Origin of the sequence: Pseudomonas sp. Pseusp97 (assembly GCF_047304025.1) — a bacterium.
Lineage (GTDB): Bacteria > Pseudomonadota > Gammaproteobacteria > Pseudomonadales > Pseudomonadaceae > Pseudomonas.
In genome coordinates this window covers 1-12392 of the sequence record NZ_JBGLYK010000177.1, presented here as the reverse complement: position 1 = coordinate 12392, position 12392 = coordinate 1, and the positions used below count along the sequence as shown (strand labels likewise).

The 12392-nt window shown below is 68.0% G+C and carries 10 protein-coding genes; 9 read left to right on the top strand and 1 reads right to left on the bottom strand.

Going from position 1 to position 12392, the window contains the following annotated elements; genetic code table 11:
* The 5 genes from ACCC94_RS22560 to ACCC94_RS22540 all read left to right on the top strand — a co-directional run.
* A partial coding sequence (locus ACCC94_RS22560; RefSeq protein ID WP_413351812.1) for a UPF0149 family protein occupies positions 1 to 385 on the top strand: 385 nt, incomplete at its 5' end.
* A gap of 8 nt (positions 386 to 393) precedes the next feature.
* Positions 394 to 1728 (top strand): Xaa-Pro aminopeptidase, encoded by a 1335-nt coding sequence (pepP, locus tag ACCC94_RS22555; RefSeq protein ID WP_413351811.1) that lies wholly within the window; start codon positions 394 to 396, stop codon positions 1726 to 1728.
* Between the two features lies 1 nt (position 1729).
* The gene (gene ubiH, locus ACCC94_RS22550; protein WP_413351810.1) at positions 1730 to 2914 is read left to right on the top strand and encodes a 2-octaprenyl-6-methoxyphenyl hydroxylase; all 1185 of its coding nucleotides are present in this window, start codon (positions 1730 to 1732) and stop codon (positions 2912 to 2914) included.
* A gap of 25 nt (positions 2915 to 2939) precedes the next feature.
* Positions 2940 to 4157 (top strand): 2-octaprenyl-3-methyl-6-methoxy-1,4-benzoquinol hydroxylase, encoded by a 1218-nt coding sequence (locus ACCC94_RS22545; RefSeq protein ID WP_413351808.1) that lies wholly within the window; start codon positions 2940 to 2942, stop codon positions 4155 to 4157.
* Positions 4158 to 4470: 313 nt separating this feature from the next.
* Positions 4471 to 5472: a Fe(3+) ABC transporter substrate-binding protein gene (locus tag ACCC94_RS22540; protein WP_413351807.1), complete on the top strand. Its 1002-nt coding sequence runs from the start codon at positions 4471 to 4473 to the stop codon at positions 5470 to 5472.
* A gap of 15 nt (positions 5473 to 5487) precedes the next feature.
* Here ACCC94_RS22540 and ACCC94_RS22535 read toward each other — a convergent pair whose 3' ends face one another.
* Entirely contained in the window at positions 5488 to 5826 is a 339-nt protein-coding gene (locus ACCC94_RS22535; protein WP_413351806.1) for a hypothetical protein, read from the bottom strand.
* A gap of 179 nt (positions 5827 to 6005) precedes the next feature.
* Here ACCC94_RS22535 and ACCC94_RS22530 point away from each other — a divergent pair, with 179 nt between their 5' ends.
* The 4 genes from ACCC94_RS22530 to gcvP all read left to right on the top strand — a co-directional run bounded on the left by ACCC94_RS22530 (position 6006) and on the right by gcvP (position 12241).
* Positions 6006 to 7625, top strand: a complete 1620-nt coding sequence (locus ACCC94_RS22530; protein WP_413351804.1) for an ABC transporter permease — start codon at positions 6006 to 6008, stop codon at positions 7623 to 7625.
* A 112-nt stretch (positions 7626 to 7737) separates the two neighbouring features.
* Entirely contained in the window at positions 7738 to 8820 is a 1083-nt protein-coding gene (gene gcvT, locus ACCC94_RS22525; protein WP_413351802.1) for a glycine cleavage system aminomethyltransferase GcvT, read from the top strand.
* A 67-nt stretch (positions 8821 to 8887) separates the two neighbouring features.
* Positions 8888 to 9277, top strand: a complete 390-nt coding sequence (gene gcvH / locus ACCC94_RS22520; protein ID WP_184590601.1) for a glycine cleavage system protein GcvH — start codon at positions 8888 to 8890, stop codon at positions 9275 to 9277.
* An 87-nt stretch (positions 9278 to 9364) separates the two neighbouring features.
* Positions 9365 to 12241, top strand: a complete 2877-nt coding sequence (gene gcvP, locus ACCC94_RS22515; RefSeq protein WP_413351800.1) for an aminomethyl-transferring glycine dehydrogenase — start codon at positions 9365 to 9367, stop codon at positions 12239 to 12241.
* Positions 12242 to 12392: the final 151 nt, after the last annotated feature.

Sequence of the window (12392 nt, the reverse complement as noted above, 5' to 3'; positions counted from 1 at the left end):
GCCGGGCGAGCGCCTGGGCGCAGCCCTGGGCGGCCTGCTGGGCATGGTCCAGCAGGACTTCAGCCAGGGCGAGATGGCCGTGGTGCTGATGCTGCCCAACGACGACGTGCCGCTGGCCGAGCGCGCCGTGGCCCTGGGCCAGTGGTGCCAGGGCTTCCTCGCCGGCTTCGGCCTGGCGCTGCGCTCCCCCAGCCTGTCCGACGAAGCCGACGAAGTGCTGCAGGACATCGCTGCCATCGCCCAGGTCGGCGGCCAGCTGGAAGAATCCGAAGACGGCGAGGCCGACTATATGGAAGTGCAGGAATACCTGCGCGTCGCCCCGCTGCTGCTGTTCTCCGAATTCGGCAAGGTGCCGGCACCGGCCGAGAAACCCTCCCTGCATTGAGGTCGCGCATGATCCGTATCGCCAAGTCGGAATACGCCCGTCGTCGCAAGGCGCTGATGGCGCAGATGGAACCCAACAGCATCGCCATTCTCCCGGCGGCGCCGATGTACATCCGCAACCGCGACGTCGAGCACATCTACCGCCAGGACAGCGACTTCCAGTACCTCACCGGCTTCCCCGAGCCGGAAGCGGTGATGGCGCTGATCCCCGGCCGCGAGCACGGCGAATACGTGCTGTTCTGCCGCGAACGCGATCCGGAGCGTGAGCTCTGGGACGGCCTGCGCGCCGGCCAGGACGGCGCCATCGGCACCTTCGGCGCCGACGATGCCTTCCCCATCGGCGATATCGACGACATCCTCCCCGGCCTGATCGAGGGCCGCGACCGCGTGTACTACGCGCTGGGCGCCAACCAGGAGTTCGATCGCCGGCTGATGGACTGGATCAACGTGATCCGCTCCAAGGCGCGCCAGGGGGCGCAGCCGCCGAACGAATTCGTCGCCCTCGACCACCTGCTGCACGACCAGCGCCTGTACAAGAGCTCGGGCGAGGTGAAGGTGATGCGCTACGCCGCGGAAGTCTCCGCCGGCGCGCACATCCGCGCCATGCAGGCCTGCCGTCCGGGGCTCTACGAGTACCATCTGGAAGCCGAGCTGGAATACGCCTTCCGCCAGGGCGGCGCGAAGATGCCGGCCTACGGCTCCATCGTCGCCACCGGCCGCAACGCCTGCATCCTGCACTACCGGGAGAACGACGCGCAGATCAAGGACGGCGACCTGATCCTGATCGACGCCGGCTGCGAGATCGACTGCTACGCCAGCGACATCACCCGCACCTTCCCCGCCAGCGGCACCTTCAGCCCCGAGCAGAAGGCCATCTACCAGCTGGTGCTGGACGCCAACATGGCGGCCTTCGACTACATCGCTCCGGGGCGTCACTGGAACGAAGCCCACGAGGCCACCGTGCGGGTCATCACCGCCGGCCTGGTGGAGCTGGGCCTGCTCAAGGGCGACGTCGACGAACTGATCGAGCGCGAAGCCTACAAGGCCTTCTACATGCACCGTGCCGGCCACTGGCTGGGCATGGACGTACACGACGTCGGCGAGTATCGCGTCGGCGGCGAATGGCGCGTGCTCGAACCGGGCATGGCGATGACCGTCGAACCGGGCATCTACATCTCCCCGGACAACACCGACGTGCCGAAGAAGTGGCGCGGCATCGGTGTGCGCATCGAGGACGACGTGGTGGTGACGAAGACCGGCTGCGAAGTGCTGACCAACGGCGTGCCGAAAACCGTCGCCGAGATCGAAGCGCTGATGGCGCAGGCCAAGGCCCAGGCCGCCTGACATGCAACGTACGCAACTGGCCATCATCGGTGGCGGACTCGTCGGCGCGAGCCTTGCGCTGATCCTCCAGGCCGGCGCCCGCGCGCGCGGCTGGCAGATCGTACTGATCGAGCCCTTCGCCCCCGGCGATGCCTACCAGCCCAGCTACGACGCGCGCTCCTCGGCGCTGTCCTTCGGCAGCCGGCAGATCTACGAGCGCCTGGGGCTCTGGCAGCAGATCTCGCAGCGCGCCGAGGCGATCACCCAGATCCACGTCTCCGATCGCGGCCGCTTCGGCTCCGCGCGCCTGACGGCGGTGGAAGAGGGTGTGCCTGCCCTCGGCTACGTGGTGGAGAACGCCTGGCTCGGCCAGTGCCTGTGGCGCGCGCTGGACCCGGAAGTGGTGAGCTGGCGCTGCCCGGCAGAAGTGCGCCGGATGGACGCGTTGGGCGACGGCTACCGCCTGACCCTCGATGACGACTCGCAACTGGACTGCGACCTCGCGGTGCTGGCCGACGGCGGCCGTTCCGGATTGCGCGAGCAACTGGGCATCCACGTGCGCTCCTCGTCCTACGGGCAGACCGCGCTGATCGCCAATATCAGCCCGTCCGAAGCCCACCGCGGACAGGCCTTCGAACGCTTCACCGAGAACGGCCCGCTGGCTCTTCTGCCGCTGCCGGAAAACCGCTGCGCGCTGGTCTGGACCCGCAACGGCCCGGACGCCGAGCGCCTGCGGGAACTGTCCGACGCGGCCTTCCTCGCCGAGCTGCAGGACGCCTTCGGCTACCGCCTGGGAACCCTGCGCCAGGTCGGCGTGCGCTACGGCTACCCCCTGAGCCTGACCGAGGCCGACGAGCAGATTCGCCCGCACCTCGTCGTGCTGGGCAACGCTGCCCACAGCCTGCACCCGATTGCCGGGCAGGGCTTCAACCTGTCGCTGCGCGATGCCAAGGCCCTCGGCGACCGCCTGTTGCAGGAAGACGCCGCGCCGGGCGATTTCGCCGTGCTGCAGCGCTACCTGGACGGCCAGCGCCTGGACCAGCAGATGACCGTCGGCTTCTCCGACCGTGTCACCCGCCTGTTCTCCAACGCCCAGCCGCTGCTCGCCACCGGCCGCAACATCGGCCTGCTCGGCCTCGACCTGCTGCCGCCGGCCAAGCGCTGGTTCGCCCGCCAGGCCATGGGCCTGGGCGCCCGGCCGGTATGACCGCCCCAGCCAACAAGGAAATTCGATGCACGCGGATCTGGTAATAGTCGGCGCGGGAATGGTCGGCAGCGCGCTGGCCCTCGCCCTGGAAGGCAGCGGGCTGGATATCCTGCTGCTGGATGGCTCGCCGCTGAGCGTCAAGCCGTTCGACCGTGAAGCCCCCTTCGAGCCGCGCGTCAGCGCGCTGTCCGAGGCCAGCCGGCGCATCCTCCAGCGCCTGCACGCCTGGGACGGCATCGCCGCGCGCCGTGCCGAGCCCTACCGCGAAATGCAGGTGTGGGACGGCTCGGGCACCGGGCAGATCCACTTCAGCGCCGCCAGCGTGCATGCCGAGATGCTCGGGCATATCGTCGAGAACCGCGTAGTGCAGGATGCTCTGCTGGAGCGCCTGCACGACTCGGCCCTCGGCCTGCTGCCCAATGCGCGCCTGGAGCAGCTGCGGCACTCCGGCGACGACTGGCTGCTCACCCTTGCCGATGGCCGCGAGATTCGCACGCCGCTGGTGGTCGCCGCCGACGGCGCCAACTCCGCGGTGCGCCGCCTGGCCGGCTGCGCCACCCGAGAGTGGGATTACCTGCATCACGCCATCGTCACCAGCGTGCGCTGCGAGAAGCCGCACCAGGCCACCGCCTGGCAGCGCTTCACCGACGACGGCCCATTGGCCTTCCTGCCGCTGGCGAAGGAGGGCGACGCGCACTGGTGCTCGATCGTCTGGTCGACCACCCCGGAACAGGCCGAGAAGCTCATGGCGCTGGACGACCAGGGCTTCTGCAAGGCCCTGGGCCTGGCTTTCGAACATCGCCTGGGCGCCGTCGAGCATGCCGACCGTCGCCTGTGCATCCCGCTGCGCCAGCGTCACGCCAAGCGTTACGTGGAGCCGGGGCTGGTATTGATCGGCGATGCCGCGCACACCATCCACCCGCTGGCCGGGCAGGGCGTGAACCTGGGGTTCCTGGACGCCGCGGTGCTGGCTGAAGTCATCGAGCACGCCCACGCCCGTGGCGAGAACATCGCCGAGGAACGGGTACTGAGCCGCTTCGAACGTCGGCGTATGCCGCACAACCTGGCGATGATGGCGGCGATGGAAGGCTTCCAGCGCCTGTTCCAGGCCGACCCGCTGGCTGTGCGCTGGCTGCGTAACGCCGGGCTGCGGCTGGTGGACAAGCACCATGAGGCCAAGGGCGTGTTCGTGCGTCAGGCGCTGGGGCTGTCGGGGGATCTGCCGGAGCTGGCGCGGGTTTGACGGGGTAAGTCCGAGCGGGGCTTACCCTCTCCCCCGCCCTCTCCCTGAAGGGAGAGGGAGCCATTCGGCATGAGATGAGATCGCAGCGTCAGCCGGCGAGCGCCATCGTCTCGATTAGCTCCGAAGAGTCCCCTCTCCCTTCGGAGCGGGGCGCGCAGCCAGGGTTAGGCAGAGGGCCCCTCGCTTCACACCCAAACTCCCCCCGCGACCCCACACCGCACCCCATCGAAACACCCCGACACAAACGCGCGCCTCAGTAGCAAATGCGGTTCCTTATCATTTGCGGGATATCTTCCCCGCAAAGGACAAGTCCATGCTCGTGCGCAAAGGTCTTCTCGCCACCCTCCTGCTGGCCGCCCTCGGTAGCACTGCCCAGGCCGCCGACGAAGTGGTGGTCTACTCCTCGCGCATCGACGAGCTGATCAAGCCGGTATTCGACGCCTACACCGAGAAGACCGGGGTGAAGATCAAGTTCATCACCGACAAGGAAGCGCCGCTGATGGCGCGGATCAAGGCCGAAGGCGCCAACACCCCGGCCGACCTGCTGCTCACCGTCGACGCCGGTAACCTCTGGCAGGCCGAGAAGATGGGCATCCTGCAGCCCTTCGACTCGCCGACCCTGGATGCCAACATCCCGCCGCAGTACCGCTCCGGCACCGACAGCTGGACCGGCCTGTCGCTGCGCGCGCGCACCATCGCCTATTCGACCCAGCGGGTGAAGCCCGATGAGTTGTCGACCTACGAAGAGCTGGCCGATCCGAAATGGGAAGGCCGCCTGTGCCTGCGCACTGCGAAGAAGGTCTACAACCAGTCGCTGACCGCGACCCTGATCGAGACCCATGGCGCCGAAAAGACCGAGGAAATCCTCAAGGGCTGGGTGAACAACCTCGCCACCGACGTGTTCTCCGACGACAACGCGCTGCTGCAGGCCATTGCCGCCGGCCAGTGCGACGTCGGCATCGTCAACACCTACTACTTCGGGCGCATGCACAAGGACAATCCACAGCTGCCGGTGAAGCTGTTCTGGCCGAACCAGGGCGACCGTGGCGTGCACGTCAACCTTTCGGGCATCGGCCTGACCAAGCATGCACCGCACCCGGAAGCGGCGAAGAAGCTGGTGGAGTGGATGACCGGGCCGGACGCGCAGTCGCTGTTCGCTGGCATCAACCAGGAATTCCCGGCCAACCCGAAGGTGGCGCCGTCGCAGGAAGTGGCGGCCTGGGGGGAATTCAAGGCCGACAGCATCCCGGTGGAAATCGCCGGCAAGCGCCAGGCCGAGGCGATCAGGCTGATGGATCGTGCCGGCTGGAACTGACCTGTTCCCGGCGCCTCAATGGGCGCCGGCATCGTCCGAGTGGCTGACGGAGAGTGCCTTGCCGTCGCCGCTCAGCAGGCAGATGAATTCGCCGTCGGATTGCTCGCCCCGGCGCAGTTGCGCCACCAGCCGTTTGCTCGCTGGCTTGCCATCCACTGAACCTTCGTAGGTTTCCTCGCGGATCGAGCCCGGCTCGATCCAGGTCTTCTGCCAGCGCTCCTGCAGCTGCGGATTGGCTTCGACCGTGCTGACGGCCATCGCCAGGCAGGATTCGAAGGGCGTGGGCTCGTCGGCCAGGCACAGGCTGCAGAGCGGCAACAGCAGCAGGCCGGAAAGGCGGCTCAGTGACGACATGGGACTTTTTCCTCGGGAGCGGCAGTGGCAGAGTGGTCGATTCGACCGCTGTACCTTGCGCTTTATCCCTGCCGGGTGAGGATCGGGCGAATTCGATTTCAACGAGGGAAATGTCGCTCAGATAGTTGGCGACATTTCCCACGAACACCACCCTCTGATGTCCTGGAAACACGCCTCGCATGCGCGCCAACCGCTGGTACCCGATCACTTTCGCCGTCGCCGCCCTGGTCCTGCTGCCCATCAGCGTCCTGCTGCTGAGCTGGGCCCAGATCGACAGCGAAATCTGGTCGCACCTGTGGGAAACCCAGATGACGCGCCTGCTGGGCAACACCCTGGTGCTGGTGGCGGGCGTGGGCGTCGGCGTGACCGTGCTGGGTGTCAGCCTCGCCTGGCTCACCAGTCTCTGCGAGTTCCCCGGCCGACGCTGGCTGGACTGGGCGCTGATGCTGCCCTTCGCGGTGCCCGCCTACGTGCTGGCGTTCGTCTTCGTCGGCCTGCTGGACTTCTCCGGCCCCGTGCAGACGCTGCTGCGCGAGTGGTTCGGCAGTGGCCTGCGGCTGCCCCGCGTGCGCTCCACCGGCGGCGTGATCACGGTGCTGGTGCTGGTCTTCTATCCGTACGTCTACCTGCTGGCGCGCACCGCTTTCCTCGCCCAGGGCCGTGGCCTGATGGAAGCGGCCAGGGTGCTCGGGTTGTCGCCTCTGGCCGCGTTCTGGCGTGTCGCCCTGCCCATGGCGCGACCGGCCATCGGCGCCGGGCTCGCGCTGGCGATCATGGAAACCCTGGCGGATTTCGGCACCGTCTCGGTGTTCAACTTCGATACCTTCACCACCGCCGTGTACAAGACCTGGTACGGCTTCTACAGCCTCTCCAGCGCCACCCAGCTGGCCAGCCTGCTGTTGCTGTTCGTCATGCTGGTGCTGCTGGGCGAGCGCTACAGCCGAGGCCGCAGCGGCGTGCCCAACGAGCGCCCGCGCGGCGCGGCGCTGTACCGGCTGCGGGGCTGGAAGGCCTTCGCCGCCAGCGCCTGGTGCCTGCTGGTGTTCGCCTGCGCCTTCGTCATCCCGGTGCTGCAGCTGCTGGTCTGGGTCTGGCAGAAGGGCCGCTTCGACCTCGACGAGCGCTACTGGGGGCTGATCCTGCACAGCCTCTACCTGGGCGGCTTCGCGGCTGTGCTGACGGTGGCCGTGGCGCTGCTGCTGGCCTTCGCCCGGCGCCTGTCGCCGTCGCCGGCAGTGCGCTCGGCGGTTGGCATTTCCAACCTGGGCTATGCGCTGCCCGGTTCGGTGCTGGCGGTGGCGATCATGCTGGCCTTCAGCTGGCTCGACAATCACGCGGTGATCCCGCTCTCCAGCGCCCTGGGCGGCGCCGGCAAGCCGCTGCTGCTGGGCAGCCTCGGCGCGCTGCTGGTGGCCTACCTGATCCGCTTCATGGCGGTGGCCTACAACCCGCTGGAAGGTGCGCTGGCGAGGATTCGTCCGTCACTGCCGGAAGCTTCCCGCAGCCTGGGGGTCGGCGGCGCCGGACTGTTCTTCCGCGTCTACCTGCCGCTGCTGCTGCCGGGTGCGCTGAGCGCCGCGCTGCTGGTGTTCGTCGACGTGCTCAAGGAGATGCCGGCGACCCTGCTCATGCGCCCGTTCGGCTGGGACACCCTGGCGGTGCGCGTCTTCGAGATGACCAGCGAAGGCGAGTGGGCGCGGGCGGCACTGCCGGCGCTGACGCTGGTGCTGGTCGGGCTGTTCCCGGTGATCGGCCTGATCCGTCGCTCCGCGCGCCAGAGCGGTTCTTCGCGGCCCTGAGAATCGGCCGTCGGACAAGCTGTCCAGAGTCCTGCCATGCGACTACAATGCGCGCGTTTCGTGCGGGCCGTACTCGCGCTCCGCACCCGCCTCGCCCGGAAGGAGAACACCCATGGGACAGCGCACGCCGCTCTATGATTTGCACGTCGCCCTCGGCGCCAAGATCGTCGATTTCGGCGGTTGGGACATGCCGTTGCACTACGGTTCGCAAGTCGAAGAGCACCACCAGGTACGTCGCGATTGCGGCGTGTTCGACGTTTCCCACATGACCGTGGTCGACGTCACCGGTCCGCAGGCCAAGGAATACCTGCAGCGACTCCTGGCCAACGATGTCGAACGACTGCAGGTTCCGGGCAAGGCGCTGTACAGCGGCATGCTCAACGAACGCGGCGGGGTGGTCGACGACCTGATCGTCTACCTCGGCGTGTACGGCTATCGCGTGGTGGTCAACGCCTCCACCCGCGACAAGGACATGGCCTGGATGCAGGCCCACACCGAAGGCTTCGACGTCACCCTGACCGAACGCCCGGACCTCGCCATGCTCGCCGTGCAGGGCCCCAACGCCCGCGAGAAGACCGCCGAGCTGGTCACCCCTTCGCGCGCCGCGCTGATCCGCGAGCTCAAGCCCTTCCAGGGCAAGGCCGACGGTGACTGGTTCATCGCCCGCACCGGCTACACCGGCGAGGATGGCCTGGAAATCATGTTGCCGGCCGTCGAGGCGCAAGGCTTCCTCAACGACCTGGTCGGCGCCGGCATCGCCCCGGCCGGCCTGGGCGCGCGCGACACGCTGCGCCTGGAAGCCGGGATGAACCTCTACGGCCAGGACATGGACGAGGACGTCACCCCGCTGGCCGCCAACATGGGCTGGACCATCGCCTGGGAACCCGAGGGCCGCGACTTCGTCGGCCGCAAGGCCCTGGAAGCGCAGAAAGCCGCTGGCGATGCGCCCAAGCTGGTCGGCCTGGTGCTGGAGGAGCGCGGCGTGCTGCGCGCCCACCAGGTGGTCCGCGTCGCCGGCGTCGGCGAAGGCGAGATCACCAGCGGCAGCTTCTCCCCGACCCTCGGCAAATCCATCGCCCTGGCCCGCGTGCCAGCGGCCACCGGCGACCGCGCCGAAGTGGAAATCCGTGGCAAGTGGTACCCGGTGCGCGTCGTTCAGCCGAATTTCGTGCGTCATGGCAAAGCCCTGATCTAAATTGCATGATCTAACTTAGAAGAGGGCGGTACCGCCGCCCGTCGCCCAGTCCCCGAGGAACAACAAGATGAGCAATATCCCCGCCGACCTGCGTTACGCCGCCAGCCACGAGTGGGCGCGCCTGGAAGCCGACGGTACTGTGACCGTGGGCATCTCCGACCATGCCCAGGAAGCCCTGGGCGACGTGGTCTTCGTCGAACTGCCGGAAGTGGGCAAGACCCTCGCCGCCGGCCAGGAAGCCGGTGTGGTCGAGTCGGTGAAAGCCGCCTCTGACATCTACGCCCCGGTGGGCGGCGAAGTCATCGCCGTCAACGAGGTGCTGGCCGACACCCCCGAGGAAGTGAACAACGATCCGTACGGTTCCTGGTTCTTCAAGCTCAAGCCGAGCAACCCGGCCGAGCTGGACAAGCTCCTCGACGCCGCCGGCTACCGCGCTGCCAGCGACGCCGACGCGTAAGACACTGCTGTAAATACAGGCCTCGATTCGTCGGGGCCTGTTCTTTTTTACGGACCGATTACGGACCGACTTTTCGAGACCGTGGCCATGCCGAACACCCCTTCGCTTTCCCAGCTGCACCAGCCTGACGCTTTCCTCGCCCGCCACCTGGGCCCCGACGCCGCCGAGCAGCAAGCCATGCTCGACACCCTCGGGCTCGGCAACCGCGACGACCTGATCGTGCAGACGGTGCCGCCGGCGATCCGCCTGAACCGGCCGCTGGACCTGCCGACCGCCCTCGACGAGCAGGGCGCGCTGGCGAAACTGAAGGGCTACGCGCAGAAGAACGAGCTGTGGACCAGCCTGATCGGCACCGGCTACTACGGCACCCTGACCCCGACCGTCATCCTGCGCAACGTGCTGGAGAACCCGGGCTGGTACACCGCCTACACCCCGTACCAGCCGGAGATCGCCCAGGGTCGTCTGGAATCCTTGCTGAACTTCCAGCAGATGACCATCGACCTCACCGGCCTCGACCTCGCCAGCGCCTCGCTGCTCGACGAAGCCACTGCCGCCGCCGAGGCCATGGCCCTGGCCAAGCGCGTGGCCAAGGCCAAGAGCAACCTGTTCTTCGTCGACGCGCATTGCCACCCGCAGACCATCTCCGTGGTGCAGACCCGCGCCGAAGCCTTCGGCTTCGACGTGGTGGTCGACGAGGTGGACAACCTCGGCCAGCACGCCGTGTTCGGCGCGCTGCTGCAGTACCCGGACACCCGTGGCGAGATCCGTGACCTGCGCGCGGTGATCGACGCGCTGCATGCCCAGCAGGCCATTGCCTGCGTCGCCAGCGACCTGCTCGCCCTGCTGCTGCTCACCCCGCCGGGCGAGCTGGGCGCCGACGTGGTGCTGGGCAGCGCCCAGCGCTTCGGCGTGCCCATGGGCTACGGCGGCCCGCACGCGGCCTTCTTCGCCTGCCGCGACGACTACAAGCGCGCCATGCCCGGCCGCATCATCGGCGTGTCCAAGGACGCCCGTGGCAACACCGCGCTGCGCATGGCCCTGCAGACCCGCGAGCAGCACATCCGCCGCGAGAAGGCCAACTCCAACGTCTGTACCTCGCAGGTGCTGCTGGCCAACATCGCCAGCCTGTACGCCGTGTATCACGGCCCGCAGGGCCTCAAGCGCATCGCCCAGCGCGTGCACCGCCTGACTGCCGTGCTGGCCGCGGGCCTCGCCGCCAAGGGCGTGAAGCTCGTCAACCAGCATTTCTTCGACACCCTGACCCTGGATGTCGGCGCCCAGCAGCAGGCCATCCTCGAGCGCGCCCGCGCCGCCCGCGTGAACCTGCGCATCGTCGGCGAAGATCGCCTGGGCGTGAGCCTGGACGAAACCTCCAGCGCCGAGACCCTCGCCAGCCTGTTCGACATCGTCCTCGGCGCCGGCCACGGCCTGGACGTCGCCCAGCTCGATGCCGGCGCGGTTGCCGACGGCATCCCCGCCGCCCTGCAGCGCAGCAGCGGCTACCTGAGCCACCCGGTGTTCAACCGCCACCACAGCGAAACCGAGATGCTGCGCTACCTGCGCCAGCTCGAGGGCAAGGACCTGGCACTGAACCAGGCGATGATCCCGCTGGGCTCCTGCACCATGAAGCTCAACGCCACCAGCGAGATGATCCCGATCACCTGGCCGGAATTCGCCAGCCTGCACCCCTTCGTGCCGCGCGAGCAGGCCGAGGGCTACCGCCTGATGATCGAGGAGCTGGAAAGCTGGCTCTGCGCGATCACCGGCTTCGACGCCATCTGCATGCAGCCCAACTCCGGCGCCCAGGGCGAGTACGCCGGCCTCCTGGCGATCCGCAAGTACCACGAGAGCCACGGCGATGCGCACCGCAACATCTGCCTGATCCCGTCCTCGGCCCACGGCACCAACCCGGCCTCGGCGATCATGGCGAGCATGCGCGTGGTCATCGTCGAGTGCGACAAGGGTGGCAACGTCGACCTGGAGGACTTGAAGCGCAAGGCGGCCGAAGCCGGCGAGCAACTGTCCTGCCTGATGATCACCTACCCCTCGACCCACGGCGTGTACGAGGAAGGCATCCGCGAAATCTGCGAGGTCATCCACAGCCACGGTGGCCAGGTCTACATGGACGGCGCGAACCTCAACGCCCAGGTCGGCCTCGCGCGCCCGGCGGACATCGGCGCCGACGTGTCGCACATGAACCTGCACAAGACCTTCTGCATTCCCCACGGCGGCGGCGGCCCGGGCATGGGCCCGATCGGCGTGAAGAAGCACCTCGCGCCCTTCGTCGCCAACCACCCGGTGATCCGCATCGAAGGCCCGAACCCGCTGAACGGCGCGGTGAGCGCCGCGCCCTGGGGCAGTGCGAGCATCCTGCCGATCAGCTGGATGTACATCGCCATGATGGGCCCGCAACTGGCAGACGCCACGGAAGTGGCGATCCTCAACGCCAACTACCTGGCCCAGCAGCTCGATGGCGCCTTCCCGGTGCTCTATCGCGGCCGCAACGAGCGCGTCGCCCACGAGTGCATCCTTGACCTGCGCCCGCTCAAGGCGCAGACCGGGATCAGCGAGGAGGACGTGGCCAAGCGCCTGATGGACTACGGCTTCCACGCGCCGACCATGTCCTTCCCGGTGCCCGGTACGCTGATGGTGGAGCCCACCGAGAGCGAATCCAAGCACGAGCTGGACCGTTTCATCGAGGCGATGCTGTCGATCCGCGCGGAGATCGCCAAGGTCGAGACCGGCGAGTGGCCGGCCGAGGACAACCCGCTCAAGCGCGCGCCGCATACCCTGGCGGACGTCACCGGGCTGTGGGATCGCCCCTACCAGATCGCCGAAGCGGTGACCCCGACCGAGCACACCCGCGCCTTCAAGTACTGGCCGGCAGTGAACCGCGTGGACAACGTCTACGGCGACCGCAACCTGTTCTGCGCCTGCGTACCGGTGGACGACTACCGCGAGTGACCCGTGCGCAGACTGTGCACTGAATGAAAAAGCCGCCCTCGGGCGGCTTTTTCATTGGGCTTTTCGTAGGAGCGAGCTTTGGGGCGGACGGCGTGCACGAGGCGCCGGGGGGGGGGGGGGTTGCGCGCCAGCGGGGGGCGGCAGGTTTATT